This window comes from Bacillus sp. FSL W8-0770, from assembly GCF_038008705.1.
Classification (GTDB): domain Bacteria; phylum Bacillota; class Bacilli; order Bacillales; family Bacillaceae_G; genus Bacillus_A; species Bacillus_A cereus.
Window position 1 is genome coordinate 2977120 of record NZ_JBBOZR010000001.1, and the last position, 17683, is coordinate 2994802.

Genomic DNA, 17683 nt, shown 5'->3' on the forward strand with positions numbered 1-17683 from the left:
CTAATTAGACTATTTTTCAATAAATCATTAAAAAAAAAATAAATCCCCCCAAATATATTGGAGAGATTATAATTGTAGAATTGCTTCCTATATAAAGTAATTAAAACCGTAAAAACTATTACTTTTTTATACTACCTTGATTTTGCATACATGTAGCTTACTCATTTAGTTTTGGTCTAGTTTGTAAATATAAATTCAAATCCGGACTTGAACCGTTAATAATTATATCTCGAACAATTTTAGAAAACACCATACTATATACTAATCCATTATCTCCATACGCATAGATAAAGTGACAATTTGGAAACTCTTCATACATTCCAATTATAGGTAAACCATCATGAGTACCACCATAAAAAGCACTTAAATAAAATTCAGGTTCAACTGTTATATTGGGAAAGAGCTTATTAAATTCATTTACTAATTTCTCTTTTTTATGGATTAATTTTGAATCTCTTTCTTGAGCAATGTTTGTATCTTCATCTAACCCACCTATAATAATCCTGTTATCTGCAGTAGTTCTCATATAAATATATGGTCTCGCAGTTTCCCAAATGAGAGTACGTTTATACCAAGAAGATAAATCTTCTATAGGATTAGTAACAACTGCATATGAGCTAATCAGTGTAGCGTTCTTTTCCTTTTTAAATTCTAACCCTTCATATCCTGCAGCCACAATTACTTTATTGGCAGTAATAGAATTGCCCCCCTTTGTATAAAAGATAGCACATTCTTTCTCTAACTTTTTGCCAACAATCTCTGTATCTTCATAAATTTGAACTCCTTTATTAGAAGCTTGTTCTAATAAACTATGTGTAAATTTATAAGGATTTATTTCACCATCATTATACGTATAAATAGCTGCACGTTTTTTAAATGGATATCTCTGTCCAATTTGTTCCTCTGATAGCCAAGTCGCTTTAAAATCATGCTTATGTAAATAATACAGTTCTTTTTCTAATTTCTTTATATCCTCTTCATAACTTGCATAATATAAACTGTCACGTCGTTTAAAATCAGAGCAATAAGGCAAGTTTTGATCAGCATATTCAATATCATTAATAGCTTGTTCACATAATTTCATATGCTTAACTGCATACTCTTCTCCAAATGTATTTACAAGTTCAAAAAACATCTTGTCACCTAAATATTGAATAAGTGCTGTATTTGTAAGGTTACTCCCGTGTCCTACCTTTCTTTTATCAACGACAACAATATTTAAATCTGATTCACTCAAATAGTATGCTGATTGAGCACCTGAACTTCCTGCTCCTATTATTAGTACGTCACATTTTATATCTTCTTCCAACCGAGGATAAGAAGGTGTATTAGAAAAAGTTGTGTTCCAATATAATTTCCCTTTCTGTAAATCCATTTAAAGTGCACCGTCCTAAATAAAATAGTTATATCCCCATCTGTATCTCCAAATCATTCTTACTATATACTTCTTATCAAATTTATTTTTGCTACCATTAGATTATTAATGCAATATTTTGTTCACCCATATATGGTATTAAACTAAGCTTATAAAAAGTTAATAGTATATATATTATTTATTTTCATTTAGAAATTTAAGAACTTGGTTAAAAGCTTCTTCACCTGCTGGAGTGTTCATTTTAAATTGAAATTCATGTGCTAACTCGCCAGAGATATTTTTATCAAAGAAAAGTGTATCTACAGATACTCCTTTATTTTGTAAAGTAGAAGCTAATGCTTTACCTTGCTCTTCAAATGATGCAGTATTTCCATCTGTGATGAACGTTGGTGGGTAATCTTTTGTAACGTGTTTATAAATAGAGGCGATTTCCATTTCAGGTAATGTTTCAAATTTCTTTTTCCCAAAGTAAGCCCAGCCAGTAGTACGCATAAAGTCTTGCACTTCTTTGGATGTTTCCATTTTAGCTAATGCAGGCATATTATACGGGCCGCAAAATAGCAATATACCTTTAATTGTAGAAGGAGCAACAACAGCGTCAATCCCGGTTAATTTCGCATAATCTGGAGATGTTTGAATAGTAACAAATTGTCCAGATATTTGCGCTCCCGCAGAATCTCCTGCAAAATATAGGTCATCTAGTTTTACATTATATTTCTTTGCATTTGCTTTTATATATTCATAAGCCTCACCAAGTTGTAGTACTGGTGTAGGATACTTTCTTTTAGGAGCAAGAGCGTAATTTATATTTATCACTGTATAACCACGAGCAGCTAATTCTACTGCATAACCAGTAATGTCTGATTTATCTCCACCTACAAATCCACCCCCGTGCACCCAAAAAATAACAGGTGTTTTCCCTATAAAATTTTTGGGATAAATAATGTCTAATGTACCATCAGGAAATTTAGAATTATAATTGATATCTTTAACAATTCGTGTCTCTTTTAGAGCGTTTTTATAATTATTAGATTGAACAAACATTCCACCTTCAAATGCTTTTTTTATGAGAAACGCTTTCGGAATAGGTGAAACATTCCAAAAAACAACCCCCGCAATAATCAATCCGAAAACAATAAAAAGAGTTAGCAACATTCTTTTTTTCCATATCACTTTAGGTTTTAACTGTTTTATTCTCATAATTAAAGAATCTCCATTCTTTTTAGTAATAATCTTGAAATAAATCACAACATAAATTTTTATTTTCCGCCTGCTAATCCGTCCTTAAAATTTTATGCAAAAAGTTATATATTTTTATTATGTACATATTAGGTATCTCCTATAAAACACATTAAAAATTCAAACAAAAAGAGCAAAAGATCCCCATTTATAGAAGATTTCTTTTGCTCTTTGTAAAGGACACAAGTCCAAATAAAAGTTGCTTATCTATCGATAACTTACACATAAAAATCCATTTGTTTCAGTACTTTATTAGCAGAAACTTTAACAACCGTTTCTTTTTCACCCGTTCTATCAATTATGAAACCATGAACTTCAATATCAGAAGGTACTAATGGATGATGACGGATCATATCTATACTCTTTTCAATATTTTCACTAACATTTTTTTGTCCACTCAGCCATTGATTAAGGCTACCACTTGAAAATTCAGGCATGCAATTTTTAAAGAGATAGTCTAATTCTATATTATCTTTTATGAAATCACGTTGAGTTTGTAGATTAACTGAAGAAGTTTTTTTATCCTCTATTCCGACAACAAAAATTTCTTTAACATTTTCTTGATAAATAGCAATAATAATAGATCTCATTATATCTCCATAAGGATGTACAATTACAGAATCATAGCTGTGTATAGTCAACATGTTTTCTTGTTGAATGTTAGTTACTTGTTGGATACTAGGCTCTATTCCGTGTTCAATGTCTGTTAATAATAAAACTTTTTTATTCTTTGAATTCATATGGAGCACCCTTTCTTCATTATTGTATTTATGAAACTTTTAAGCTAGTAACAATAATAATTGTTACCAGTTTTTCCAGCTTCCCTCTGGATCAACACTTGCAAGTCTAACCCATCCATTTTGAACTTTTTCTCGAAATGTGAAATCATTATTTAACAAACGTTCTATATATTCAATAGGTGCTTGAATGACAATTAGTAAACGAAGTGGTGAATGATACGTCTCACTATCTGACTGCATAACGGATTGCCAAGGTAAGCCTGGCAACAGGTCACTAGCATTCCCTTGCATAACACCGAGACCCGCCGTTACGGTTTGGGTTGTTTTATTTCCACTACCATAATAGTGAGGAGCTACAGTTGATGCGTAATATTGTAGATTTATCCACTGCGCAACTGTTCCTGGTCCTGCAATAATATTAGCTAATATATCTCCACTTTCATCCTGTTTCCAATCATAATTATGAAGGAAAGCCCTACCTTCTAAGTCACAATCTTGAGTTAATTCACGCTTTCCGATAATAAAAGATGCATTACGCGCTAATCCCCATTCTGGACGTATTTCACTCCAATCTTCTGCAAATCGATGCGCCTCTTTACTCGGATTTTTTATTTTCGTTTTAAAATTAGGTAATTGCGTTAAACGTTCTCTATTTGCATGTTGGCTCACATTTGGCATAATCGTCTCGATACAATCAAACGCTTCTTGCGCAGTTTTCGAAAGTTCTGGGACGTAAATCCATTCCAATTCGTCCACTGTTGTTTTATGTTCAGCTGCTGCAAAAATGGTATCCTCAGGAATGTTAATGCCTTCAGCAGACAACGCCTCTCTTACTTCTGGAAGATTACATAAAGTAGCGAAAACTCTTGCATTGAATCCCCCTGCTGCGCCTCCACAAGCACCACACTCAAGTGCTGCCGCATAAGGATTGTTCGTACTTTGACTACTATGTCCACACATTACAACTAAAGGAGCAAATTTTTCTGTCAGTCCCACCATTTTTAAAGTTTGACGCACATAGTTCACTTTTTCTTCTTTCGTAAAACCGATAGGTATCTCACCTTTTGTGTCATGAACATAATTAAGCGAGAATGTTGTATCAGGTTTTTGTAACATAGTTTTACGAAGTTTACGAATGAAACCACCAACTCCTCTTGGGACAAAGCTTCTTGTCACCATCTGTAGACCAAGTAAAGGACCACTTAACTCAGGTAGCGCCATACTTGTCAGTACGTTCTGTTTCATCGTTTTAAATGTATAACGCACCGAACTGCCTACCCTCTTACGTTGCTCATAAGATTTAAATTCATTTTCATCTGTAAGCTCTTTTATTTGATGCTTCGGTTTCAGTATAACTGGCAAAGAAGGATGGCTGTCATTACTACCTAGTTCACTAGTCGCAATTGGTAACCCAAAGAAACCAGCTATTCCAAACGTTTCAAACGGACCTAGTTTTTCTAAGTGGCGACGAAACGGTTCTGAACGTACATCAATACAAAATGCTAATTGAGCTAATACACGCTTTTTATCATTGGTTGCACATTGTTTAGAAGCAATCTTCTCTCTTAATTGCTCTGCATGCGTTTGTTCCCAAGCTTCCAGCCAAAGTTTCCTGCGAATATTTTCATCAAAACGATATGCAAATGCTAACAATTCGCTTTGTTCAGCTGCAGACATTTGTGACCATTCCCGTGTTGAAATATTCCCCCAATAGATCCAAGAAGCTATAAGTGGGACGATCGAAACTTTTTTCTCAACCTTTTGATTTTTTAAAGGTAAATAAGGTTTTGCAATAGCCAGCTCCATAGAAATTCGAACTGCTAAATATTCTATTAAAAGCCCCTGTTCCTGAATTGATTGTTGTGAGCGCCATCGTATCATTCCTGCCCACCCAGGTAAAGAAAGTAAGTGCCCTTCAAGATAAGCTTGTATGTTAGATTCAGAAATTCCTAGTTCAAATAACGCTCTCGCTAAAGCTACTTCGGCATCTTGTGGCCAATCTTTTAAAACTTTACGCTCATTTTTACTGAGCGCTGGATCAAATGTAATAAGGTGTTGCCATGCACGATAAAAACCTTTCTCTCGATTTGGCATCGTCCAACTTGATCCGGAGTCATCAAGATATAATTTACACCATTTAATGATATGATAATTAAGAATATCAGATAGGTTTTCACTATTTTGATTCTCTATAAGCGAACTTATTGGCTGCATAACAGAGGCTTTCATACTCCCTGTATTTATATAACTCATTTCGTCTGCCAGTTTATTTAATTCTGGCGATGATAATAGACTAGAAGGTAATTTTTCTAACTTTAAAGCCGCTTGGCAAAATCCCTCTACTTTCTCTCGCGGAATATGAAAAGATTGTGAATCCAGCCAACGAGACAAACTACTTTGTAAAAATGATTCCTCAATCTCACCTTTCGCTTTTGCCGAATGAATCATGGAAGTACTAGGATACATATCCACATTACGAGCTTCTTTTAGCCAATTTGCGACTTGTTCAAATGATTGCTTTTCAAGTCCCATCCAAGGGTGGTGAGCTGCAAACGTAGAGATAGGCCAAAGTGGTGCAATAACTCGGCTAGCAGATGCAACTAAATCATTTATATTATTTTCTTGCATATCAATGTTTGTATCTTTCTTTAATATTGACGATATGCTCATCACGAATTACCTCCCTTTGATACATAATGTTTCAGATAGCTTGGGTGACTTTCTACTGATTTTCTTCTCGCCTCACCTACTCGAACTAACCAAAGATAAAGTACAGCGAATAAAGTAGAAGATTGATGACGAGTAACGAAAGTACTAGTAACACTACTAAATAGTAAAATACATATAACAAAGATAACGGCTGGAGCTGAAGGTTGAACACTTTGATAAATATCAGTATGCAACCATTTATAAAGAGAATTATGAACGGTAAAGTAAATGAGAGAAAATCCAATCAAAACAATTACGCCAGCAATTCGTCCCATTCTTCCCTCTCCAAAAACAACAAGCTGTTTCCATGAAAAGTATAGTGACCAGCCTAAGATTAACGCACTAACTAGTTGATACCCCTCTCCAGAAGTCATAAACCAGAAAGTAATTGCTATAAATAATCCTAAAACACGCCCAACTATCATCCATAAATTAGACATCTTTTCATTAGACTGATTCACTACCCCAAAACGTTGCACGGAAGAACCAGCTTGTAAAAATAGTGTAGCTTTAAACAAACCATGTAAAATTAAATGAATAATAGCTGCTAAATAGGCGCCTAATGCACATTGAATAAGCATAAATCCCATTTGTGCAATAGTTGAACCTACTAGCTGACGTTTATAATCAACTTGAACTAAACTAATTCCTGTTCCGATTAAGACAGAAATACTAGAGAAAATTAGTAAAATGATTTGTGCAATATCATCATGAAAAAGTGGCGAAAATCTAGTTAATATGATACCTCCAGCATTTACTAAACCCGCATGCATAATAGCAGAAACAGGAGTTGGAGCAACAGCTGATTCAATTAACCATCTGTGAAAAGGCCATTGTGCTGCTGGAATCATCACAGCTACTATAATCAATAAGTTAATTCCTGTTTTCTCCAATGTTCCAAATTGAGCTACATTTTCATTCGTTAAAACTGATGTTAACTGCCACTGTCCTGTTACTTGAAAAAGCCAAATGATAGCTGATAGTAAGGCAATCCAACTTATTGTAAATAGGTAGCCAGAGATTTTAGTTGCTTCACTAACTACTTTCCACCCTTTATTTAGCCCTATAAGTAGAACCAATCCTATAAGCGTTGCTCCCCAACAAATGAGCATTAAGCGAAGATCATCACTTAACCATGCAACCGAAGATACACCTGTAGTACATGTAAAAAGTGCAAAGTATTTTCGATATGAGTGATCCCCCATTAAATAACGTACAGAGAAACGCTGAATGATTAAACCAATTGTAAGAACAAAGAAAGCCATTAACCAAGCTAAAGTATCTAGATGCCAAGGCCCCACAACTCTATCTCCATTGTTATTAACAAGTGCGAGTAAAGAAATCAATGAAGGCAAAGCAGCGATACCAATATGGATATGAACAAAACGTAAAGGCATCCTTGCATGTAAAAACAATAATCCACTTAGCCAAGAAGCACTAAGCGCCATAAAAAATAATGTTAACAGTGTTGATGAACTCAGCGAAATTAACATGTTAAATACTCCCTTCTAAGCGAAAATAGCCTATAAAAATTCCTTTTCATTACGATAGTTTTTTTAATTTCAATTTTCATTCACTCTTTTTAGTACATCGTTTTTTCCCATAAAAAAAACCGACAACTTCCATAATTCAATGATTTTATATCATCATTGAATTATGGAGATTGTCGGTTTCACTTCAACTAACTTCAATAAAGTTTTTTGAAGAGCTCCCATTTTATAGAGGATAGTAATGTATGTATTACTCCTATTAAAAAGAAATGTATATTTCTGATCTCCTAGATTATGCAATCAATATATCAATTTATGTTATACGCTATCTTTTAATTAAGAAACTTTTTCATTTAGTCAATATTACATATTAAAAAAATGCTAAAGCCTTAATTATAGCAAACTGTTAAAATGAGCATCTATCAATTTTTTAAAACAATTATAAGATAAACCATATTAAGCAGTTTGTCAATTTCTTTATCCGTTTTTTAAGAGTTATTAGAATTAAGATTTATTATACCTAAATAACTTCAAGTTTTTAATTATTAGCCTGTTAATAAAGTGCAAAACTTGTAGGTTTCTTAATCCTTCCACTAACCTTAAGGTATTTTTAAAATTTCTCCTCAAGATTATGAAGCAATTTAAAAATCATTACTCGTTCGCCTGTACGGGAGCTTATATCCGTATGAAAGCTTTTCACTTCCTCTCCAGTTAATTCTAGTATAATCTCTTTCAGATCATCAATTCCAGATTCAACTAGCTCCGAACGATTTTTCTTTATCGTTAGCATACCGTCTTTTGTTTCGCAAACACTGTATTCAGCCGGTGTTAAAACACCTTGTAAATTTACGATAATCATATCCCGTAATATATCTGTCTTAACGGATATAGACCCGCGTCCTAGGTAGTCCTTTTCCCAGTGAGTAATTGCTTTGCTTATCTCTGATTCAATAGAGCCTTTTGAGCTTTTCATCTATGTATCCTCCTTCAATAAAATAAATTTACAATAACAATATAATAATCCGGATTGATTTTATTTTCAATTATTGAGAAGAATTTATAGGGATCGTTGTCAGGTATCCTTTAGTATTAAAGTGAATTTTTATATTGCGATATATGTTTTTTAATTATCCCCAACAAAATACTCTTACTATAAAGACTCTGTTGCATACATTTCTAAAAAGGACATTCCGGAGAAAACAAGGAAACTCTTGTAACGTAATATACAAACAAAAAATCCTACACTTATAAGTAGGATTTTTCTCTTTTTATATTAGTCAAAAAACTAAAAGTATACCTGTCCTCCAAACATATTAACGATTGGGTTTATGCATATTTCCTTCGAATTTTGCCAACCACCAATAACAGTAAAGGAATCCCTAGCTCATAAACGGGAAATGCAATTGGAATTACGAAAAATATGTAGTAATAATGGGTAAATGTTTGGATATTTTTAACTGACACAGCTATGATGAACGAAATAGGAGCAAGAACTAACGCTACTTTTCGCCAATCCTTCAAATGAAATATTTGCGCTGTTCCATAACAAGCGATGAACATGTATAACGCCAATTTCACAAAAATACTAAAAAACCAAATAATAACTATCAAAATATCCACATTTTGAATGAACTCCATGACAGATATGTATCGGCTCAAATCGTAAACCGGATACAAAAAACTTGAAGATAAATTCGGACCGAATGTTAAAATGACCGCTAATGTTCCGATCGTTACCATGAAAACGGCTAATCCTACCCCCAACATCGCCCTTGATGACGCTTGCTCTGGTTTATCCATAAAGAAAACGAACATCATCATCATAACAGCCTCTCCAAAAAATGCGGCTACAGGAGTATAGGAACCTTTAAGTATGGGAAGCCAACCAGAATCGTGATAAATAGGCTGCATATAATCCCAATTCATATTGCCAACATTCAAAATGATTACAAACGTTATCATTAAAAGTACAATTGGCCCTATGATTTCACTTAAACGTCCAACACCTTCCACCCCTCCTTGGTAAATGATAAAAATGAGCAATAATATCGCAGTAAAGACAATGACCCACAAAGGTGTATTATGAAACAAAGCGATAATAATGAACTCACCAAATTCACGGACGGTTATCCAAATTATCATGTACCACCCAAAGAAGTAAGGAATCATCAGCAGCTTTCCTAGCCATTTACCAAGAATAGTTTGACTAAATTCAATGAGAGTTTGTTTCGGATAAAGCGAACCAAGTGTAGTTGCCAAAAAAGTAAGAGCAACCCCTATCGCTCCTGCAATCAAAATCGAGATCCACGCATCTTGTTTGACCGTACGAATCGTCGCTGGAATAACTAGAAGAAGGGATTGTCCCACTTCAAATGTGAACATCATCCAAAAGATTTGCCTCCCAGAGATTTTCATCGAATTTCTCACACTCTATATCCCTCCTTATTTTTTCATTTCATTTTTCTTCAACTGCAACGGTGGTCCAGTCAGTCCTACTCGCCGAATAGTAAGCTTTGTACGAACAGAAACCTCCACTTTTCGAAATTGTTTACTCCAATTCTTTTTTAACCCTTTCCATTCGGATGGATATTTTTGATGAATGGCTTCTCCAAATCCAAAGATATCGGTTCCGTATTGTTTTTGAACCTTTTTAATAGTTTGGAGAGCTTCCTTTTCGGACTGTTTTTCCAATACTTGTTCTAAAAGAGTAAGATTTTTTGGCTGCGAAAGATCTAAATTCGTATTGTTCTCCTGAATTGTTCCTTCACCAGAAAAAACAATGTCACACTTAATTGTGTCCCCTTGTATAGTAGGCATGATTTTTCTATTGATCTTTGTCATATATAAACTTGCACTACCATTTCCTTTAGAGGCCGTTGCTGTAACTGTCTGTTTACTTAAACGATTCACTACCCAAAGAGTAGTTAACCATTCCTGCATGTTCAAGTATCCTACCAATTTGAAATCGTTGTTAAATATAGCACCGCCTACAATTTGAAACCCTTTGACCACGGTTTTACCTTTTTCATGAGACACATTTAGTTTAATAACGGGCAAAATCGGGGTGATTCCATCACTCGTACCAGCAATGAGAAAATTTAATAAAGACATATCTCCCGCTGCCTCTATTTGCATATGCTCTTTAAGTGCCCCAAGTGCCGGGATAGACTCTAAAGGGATGGATGCTTTCAGAAAATCTTTTGCAGTATTCCCTTTTATGACAAACACACCTGCTCGTAATCGAATATCAGGATCGCGGCTATATGCATCTAAAACTGGAGCAAGACCACTTTTAGCCATTTTTTCTCCAATCAATATTACACGCTGGTGCCCTCGAAAAATTTCTCTCGACATTTTTGTTTGCATCATTTGTATAGCTTCATGTGTATCCCTTCCCGTTCCCGATTCTGTAAAAAACGCTTTTCCTGCATTACTTCTTCCGCTCTGTCCCATTCCCATTTTTGATGGAATAATAAACTGAGCACTAATTTCAATCTTATTATTCTTCGCTTGATCAAGTCCCCATCCTAATTCTATTGCCAAATCATTTAATTCTGTCCGATCCCAACATCCCGTCAAGAAGCATAAAGAAATGACCAGTATCATACAGAGTGCCTTGTGCAGGCTCATTCTGTTTCCCCTCCCCGTTTCTCATCTGGCTTTTGTCCACCTGGAAAACGGACTTTCTCTTCACCAGATACCATTATTGGGCGGTGGGTCATATTCCAACGAGGTGTTCGGAGAAAAACATCCTTTAAATCACGAGGAGTCTGAGGTGCAACTGGACTTAAATACGGAATGCCAAAAGAACGAATGTTAGTTAAATGAATCAAAATCGTAAGGGTACTTATTGCAACACCGTATAGCCCGAGCATCCCTGCCAATAACAGCATCGGAAAGCGTAACATCCGGTAAGCTGTTCCTAAGTTGTAGCGCGGGAACGCAAATGACGCAATACCCGTCGTCGCCACAACAATGACCAAAGGTGCGGAAATAATACCTGCTTGCACAGCAGCTTGCCCGATAACAAGTGCTCCGACAATACTAACTGCTGATCCAACAGGTTTTGGTAACCGAACCCCCGCTTCCCTCAAGCCTTCAAATAAAAACTCCATCATTAGCGCTTCTATGACAGCCGGGAACGGAATGCCTTCTCGCGCAGCTGCAATACTAATAAGCAAATTTGTCGGAATTAATTTAGGATGAAAGGTTGTAATAGCAACATAGAGAGAAGGAAGAAATAATGAAATATTAATTAATATTAAACGTATCCATCGAACAAAAGTTGTGTAGATGGAGCGTTCATAATAATCCTCCGCTGCTTGTAGACCAGTCCAAAATGTCATAGGAACAATCAAAACGAAAGGTGTGTTATCTACTAAAATGGCGACTTTCCCCTCTAATAAACTTGCACAAACCGCATCTGGCCGCTCAGTATTTTGAATTTGTGGAAAGGGCGAAAAGGGTTGGTCCTCAATAAACTCTTCAATGAAAGCTGACTCCAACACTCCATCAATTTGAATTCGCTTTACCCTTTGGCGAACTTCATCCAAAACCGAATCAGGTGCAATTCCCTCAATATAGGCAATTACCACATCTGTCTGTGACAATTCCCCAATCGAATAAGGTTCCATTTTTAGTTTTTGGCTTCGAATTCTTCGGCGAATCAGGCTCGTATTGACCCTTATCGTTTCCGTAAACCCGTCCCGAGGGCCACGAACAGAGATCTCCGCAGCAGGCTCTTCAATACCTCGTTTTTCAAAACCTTTTAAATCAGCGACTAGAGCTTGACTCTCTCCTTCTGTTAAAATGACGATATTCGCTTTCAATACTGCTTCTATAACCTCACGAACTTTAGAGATTGTCTTTACTTGAGAAACCGCAATTAGCTGATTTTGTATAATTTCTCCTACCGAATCCACACTCTTTACTCCACTAGGCAGACCTTCGAACATCATTGGTTTCAAAACAACTTGTTCCACAACTTTAGTGTCAGTTAATCCATCTATATAAATAAAAAGAATTTTATTTTGACTTTCTATGATTATTGGACGAAAAACAATATCGGAACAATTTTCAAAAACTTTTCTCAAAACTTCTTCATTCGCAGATACACTCTGCTTGAGTTCGCACTCTTGATCATTTTGGAGCAGCATACTTGCACTCTCAAGTTCCTGAATATCTTTTCTCAAACGCTTTCTACTAAGTTTTTTCATCATACTACCCCATTTATCGAGTGGTTTATGTTTTGAACCCAATTTTTAGTAATTTCTTGACAGAATAGCTTTAAAAAACCGTTCCACTAAATGTTTTTTGTAAGTAATCATTTATCTAGAAAACAAAAGGAAAATATCCCCTCTATATCCTTCTTAAAATCTCCTTACACATGAAAATTATTCAATTTTTTCTATAAGTTAGTTATTCTAAAATGAGGTATCCATAAAGTAACTTGTAAATGCTGCTTTGTTAAATTGGTAGTAATAAGCTTATAGCAGCGAGCAAAAAAAGCATGTCCTGAAGAAAGATAAATCAGAACATGCTCTTAATTTATTTATTTGATACTATAGACGTTGATCTTTCTGGAAATTTAGTTGAAAATGATCCGCTTCATTGTATACCCCGAATTCATACCCTTTTTCCTTATAAAATTTAATAATTTCCGGAAGCGCTTGTAATGTCTGTGGTTTTTCATGCATTAGAACTACTTCCACATCTTCTGTTGTTGTACGCTTTACATTTTCTATAATTTGCTGTGGGTTACCTTTTAGTTTCCAATCATTTGAATCTATTGTCCAATCCCAAACTTTTATTGCTGCTTCTACAATTTGATTACGAATTTCCTCACCCTTTAATCCCGGTGCAGATCCATATGGCGGACGAACTAGTTTAGGAGTTGTACCCGTAATATTATGGATCAGAGCTAACGTTTCTTTCATCTCCGGTACAAATTGTCCCTTTTTGTATAGCTTATCACTATTATGTGTCATACTATGAGCACCAATATAATGTCCTTCTTTTACCGCTCTTTTTACATTTTCCTGAAAACCTGTATTTTGTAAATTGCTACCTTGCATAAAAAATGTCGAGGCAACATTTTGTTTTTTTAGTACATCTAAAAATTTCCCAGTTAATTCACTAGGACCGTCATCGAATGTTAAATACACAACCTTTCCTACCGGTTTTCCATCAGGTCTTTTCTGTTTTGTCAGTGATGTGTCCTCTTTCTTTTTTTGTTGTTGCGTATTAGCTAGCTTAATACTTTCATTAGCTACTCCTTTCGCTGGAATAGAGTTCCATTTTCCTATTAAAAAGAACGTGAAAAAGGTCGTTGCTAAAACAACTCCTAGAGATATTATTACCTTAGTTAGTCGACTTGTTTTTTTCTTACTTTGTGATTCTTTCATTATTTTTCGATCCTTTCCCTATTAATTTTTATATTCATTATTTATACAGCTGAGCATTAACTCCAGCTGATGTTTACAATAAATAGATTAATAGAGGAAGGTGAAGATAAAATGCAGATAATGTCGAATTTAGTTAAAGAATAACGTATGGCATCCACTCTTTAAAAAAATATTTGTTTCTCTACTACAGTTAAATTTGAAAACTGGATATACATCCAAAATAAAAGATACTACTCTTTCTAAACAATATTTTTATATCAAGATAACAACATACTGGTATAAAGATAAAATACAAAGATAGCCGTACTATTGAAATTCTATTATAATTTTGTAATTGGAATTCATTTGAACCAAATAAAAAACTAGAAGAAATATTATTATGTGGAGGTGCCCCGATGAACCTTGTAATTAGAGAGTTAGAAACAAATGATTTAGATAATCTCCCGGAGATTGATGACAGTTTTATAGTGAATGCTCGGTTAATTCTTTCTCTTTCCAAAGGAAATAAACGTATAGAATATACAGTAGAAGACGTTCCGAGTTATGAAAAAAGTTATTTACAAAATCAAGATGATAATGAAGAACTGGCTTACAATGAATATATAAATAAACCTAATCAAGTCATTTACATAGCACTGTTACATAACCAAATCATTGGATTAATGGTATTGAAAAAGAATTGGAACCACTATGCTTACATAGAAGATATAACGGTAGATAAAAAATATCGTACACTCGGAGTTGGTAAAAGATTAGTTGATCAAGCAAAGCAGTGGGCAAAAAAAGGTAATATGCCAGGTATCATGCTTGAAACGCAAAATAATAATGTCGCAGCATGTAAGTTCTATGAAAAATGCGGATTTGTAATTGGTGGGTTTGATTTTCTTGTTTATAAAGGTTTGGATATTGAAAATGATGAAGTTGCAATTTATTGGTATTTGCATTTCAAATGAAACTGTTTTTAACATTAAACAAAGTCAAAATAAAAACCCCAATCTCTCTATATTAAAATTGAGAAACTGGGGTTAAGTTATTTAACCATATTTTTTATTTAAAACAAGTAACTAATTAATAATCCTGCTGATAATAAGAAGCCAAAAATCGTATTTGTCATCGCTGTTGATTTCATTGCGATGCGCATATACCCAGGATCCTTTGCCCCTTTTTGGAAACTTTGAATCGCAGAAATTGGCTTTCTCAAACCTAGGAACATAACTAATGCCCAAGGGCTTATATAACCCATTAATACAATTACGGCAATCCATAAATACGCAATAAAAAAGGCTACCGCTAGTGTTACCACAGCTTTCTCTCTCCCAAGGAGGATTACTAATGTCTTTCTTCCACCTTTAATATCTTCTTCGATATCTCTGATGTTATTCGACATATTGATTGCACCGACTAAAATTCCAATTGGAATGGAAATCAATACACTTTCAATCGTTACAGTATTCGTTTGAATAAAGAAAGCAATGAGTACAAAACATGTCCCCATTAACAATCCAGAAACTAATTCTCCAAACGGGGTGTACGCAATTGGTAGTGGACCACCTGTATATAAATAGCCAACTGCCATCCCAATTAAACCAATAACCACTAACCACCAACTACTATTCATACAAATATAAATGCCAATAAAAGCTGCTACGACATATAATAAAAGCGCAACTGTTAACACATTTTTTGGCTTCAACCCATGACGGACAATTCCGCCACCGATGCCAACGGATTCAGCGGTATCTAATCCACGTTTAAAATCATAGTACTCATTAAATAAGTTAGTTGCTATTTGCAATGCTAAACATGCAACCATCATCGCAATAAATAACAGCCAATCAATTTTGGCAACATAAAGTGATGCCACTGTTCCTAAAATTACAGGAGAAAACGTCGCCGTTAATGTATGTGGGCGCGTCATCTTCCATATTAATTTAGCGGAACTAATTTCTTTTTCTGTCCCCATAACTCTGTTCAATCTCCCTACATTTTAAGTATAAATTACTAGCAGTATCTTTCTATCTATTTCCTGCTTCGCATCCATTCATTATATCAATAAATGATTATCCTTTCTAACAAATCAACTTTTAATAAAGTAAAAATTATAAAATGAAACTTTACCGTTTTCACATAATATTCTGTATTATTCCTAAGAGTGGTTTTAAAGCAATGCGATAAGTAAATGAAATACATAATAAAAAAGAGCCCATCCCCTATAAGATAGAAGATTGACTCTTTCCTTTATTTACTCCCCTGTTTCAGAAAATCGCTTTATACGTTCACCAATTTCATCACGAACACGTTGAAATTCGGACCACTCTTTTCCTGCTGGATCATCAAATCCCCAATGAACACGATTTACATACGGCGGAGTAGATGGACAAACAGAATCCGCATGACTACACAGCGTAACGACTAAATCAGCACTATTTAAAATGTTTGCATCAATTATATCTGATGTTTGATTCGTTATATCAATATTTACTTCATTCATCGCTTTAATCGCATTTGGATTTACTCCGTGTGCTTCGATTCCTGCAGAATATACATTCCATTTATCACCTACATATTGTTTGCCCCACGCTTCTGCCATTTGGCTTCGGCACGAATTTCCTGTGCATAAGAAATAGATTGTCTTTTTGTTTTCCATGTTGTTTTCCGCCTTTGTTTTTAAATTTAGACTGGCTGATCACTAAAATATTTTCGCTTAAACCAAAAAGCGACGTTTACAAGCGCAATCATTACAGGTACTTCCACTAACGGCCCCATAACAGCTGCAAATGCTGCACCTGAATGAATACCAAACACACCAACTGCTACTGCAATCGCTAACTCAAAGTTATTACTACCTGCTGTAAATGCTAACGTTGTAGTCACTGGATAGTTTGCACCAATTTTTCTTCCCATAAAGAAAGAAACAAAAAACATGACAATAAAATAGATTAATAACGGAATTGCTATTCTTACTACATCTAATGGTACGCTAACAATCATTTCCCCTTTTAAAGAGAACATAACGATGATTGTAAATAGTAATGCAAGTAATGTAAGTGGACTAATCTTCGGTATAAACACTTTTTCATACCATTGTCTTCCTTTTAACTTAACGAATACAAAGCGTGTCAACATACCTGCTATAAAAGGAATTCCCAAATAGATAAATACGGATTTCGCTACTTCTATCATTGTAATATCGACAATAGCCCCTTCAATTCCTAACCATTCTGGAATGACTGTTACAAACACGTATGCATAAACGGAGAAGAAAAGCATTTGAAATACCGAGTTAAAAGCTACTAAACCTGCCGCATACTCTTTATCCCCATCGGCAAGGTCATTCCAAACAATTACCATTGCAATACAGCGTGCTAAACCAATCATAATGAGTCCGACCATGTATTCTGGCTTATCAGGAAGAAAAATAATTGCTAAAACAAACATAAGTACAGGTCCAATAATCCAGTTTTGTACTAAAGATAAAACCAATACTTTTACATCTTTAAATACTCGGCCCATTTCCTCGTAACGAACCTTTGCTAATGGTGGATACATCATGACAATTAAACCAACAGCAAGCGGGATAGACGTCGTTCCAACTTGTAATGTATTCAGTCCGTCTACTACACTAGGAAATACAAACCCTAAACCAATCCCAACAGCCATAGCTAGAAAAATCCATAGTGTTAAATATCGATCTAGAAAAGATAAACGTTTCATTTTATTTTCCAT

The 17683-nt window shown here is 34.8% G+C and carries 14 protein-coding genes; 1 reads left to right on the plus strand and 13 read right to left on the minus strand.

Features of this window, described 5'->3' with window-relative positions; genetic code table 11:
- Positions 1-157: 157 nt before the first annotated feature.
- The 10 genes from NST27_RS15305 to NST27_RS15350 form a co-directional block, all read right to left on the minus strand.
- A complete protein-coding gene (locus NST27_RS15305) occupies positions 158-1375 on the minus strand; it encodes an NAD(P)/FAD-dependent oxidoreductase (protein WP_000365644.1) in 1218 nt (405 codons plus the stop codon).
- A gap of 174 nt (positions 1376-1549) precedes the next feature.
- Positions 1550-2575, minus strand: coding sequence for an alpha/beta hydrolase (locus NST27_RS15310; RefSeq protein WP_001220685.1), 1026 nt, complete (start codon positions 2573-2575; stop codon positions 1550-1552).
- 257 nt (positions 2576-2832) lie between these two features.
- The gene (locus NST27_RS15315; RefSeq protein WP_001086250.1) at positions 2833-3354 is read right to left on the minus strand and encodes a hypothetical protein; all 522 of its coding nucleotides are present in this window, start codon (positions 3352-3354) and stop codon (positions 2833-2835) included.
- Between the two features lie 63 nt (positions 3355-3417).
- Positions 3418-6024, minus strand: coding sequence for a DUF2309 domain-containing protein (locus NST27_RS15320; protein WP_000028355.1), 2607 nt, complete (start codon positions 6022-6024; stop codon positions 3418-3420).
- Positions 6024-7556, minus strand: coding sequence for an NADH dehydrogenase subunit 5 (locus tag NST27_RS15325; protein ID WP_000908922.1), 1533 nt, complete (start codon positions 7554-7556; stop codon positions 6024-6026). Before NST27_RS15325 ends, NST27_RS15320 begins: the two co-directional genes overlap by 1 nt.
- A 607-nt stretch (positions 7557-8163) precedes the next feature.
- Positions 8164-8526, minus strand: a complete 363-nt coding sequence (locus NST27_RS15330; protein WP_000842547.1) for a DUF2294 domain-containing protein — start codon at positions 8524-8526, stop codon at positions 8164-8166.
- A gap of 353 nt (positions 8527-8879) precedes the next feature.
- Positions 8880-9968, minus strand: a complete 1089-nt coding sequence (locus NST27_RS15335) for a GerAB/ArcD/ProY family transporter (RefSeq protein ID WP_033689334.1) — start codon at positions 9966-9968, stop codon at positions 8880-8882.
- A gap of 27 nt (positions 9969-9995) precedes the next feature.
- The gene (locus NST27_RS15340) at positions 9996-11183 is read right to left on the minus strand and encodes a Ger(x)C family spore germination protein (RefSeq protein ID WP_000052111.1); all 1188 of its coding nucleotides are present in this window, start codon (positions 11181-11183) and stop codon (positions 9996-9998) included.
- Positions 11180-12772, minus strand: coding sequence for a spore germination protein (locus NST27_RS15345; protein WP_001986345.1), 1593 nt, complete (start codon positions 12770-12772; stop codon positions 11180-11182). Before NST27_RS15345 ends, NST27_RS15340 begins: the two co-directional genes overlap by 4 nt.
- A gap of 342 nt (positions 12773-13114) precedes the next feature.
- Entirely contained in the window at positions 13115-13957 is an 843-nt protein-coding gene (locus NST27_RS15350) for a polysaccharide deacetylase family protein (RefSeq protein WP_047386465.1), read from the minus strand.
- A gap of 395 nt (positions 13958-14352) precedes the next feature.
- Here NST27_RS15350 and satA point away from each other — a divergent pair, with 395 nt between their 5' ends.
- Complete coding sequence (satA, locus tag NST27_RS15355; RefSeq protein ID WP_001054992.1) at positions 14353-14910, plus strand: streptothricin N-acetyltransferase SatA; 558 nt, start codon at positions 14353-14355, stop codon at positions 14908-14910.
- A gap of 98 nt (positions 14911-15008) precedes the next feature.
- On the opposite strand, the gene menA is transcribed toward satA, so the two are convergent.
- From menA to arsB, 3 genes are all read right to left on the minus strand, one after another.
- Positions 15009-15920: a 1,4-dihydroxy-2-naphthoate polyprenyltransferase gene (gene menA, locus NST27_RS15360; RefSeq protein WP_000536385.1), complete on the minus strand. Its 912-nt coding sequence runs from the start codon at positions 15918-15920 to the stop codon at positions 15009-15011.
- 279 nt (positions 15921-16199) lie between these two features.
- Positions 16200-16604, minus strand: coding sequence for an arsenate reductase (thioredoxin) (gene arsC / locus NST27_RS15365; protein ID WP_000428373.1), 405 nt, complete (start codon positions 16602-16604; stop codon positions 16200-16202).
- A 26-nt stretch (positions 16605-16630) separates the two neighbouring features.
- Positions 16631-17671, minus strand: a complete 1041-nt coding sequence (gene arsB, locus NST27_RS15370) for an ACR3 family arsenite efflux transporter (RefSeq protein ID WP_000826565.1) — start codon at positions 17669-17671, stop codon at positions 16631-16633.
- Between the last annotated feature and the right edge of the window lie 12 nt (positions 17672-17683).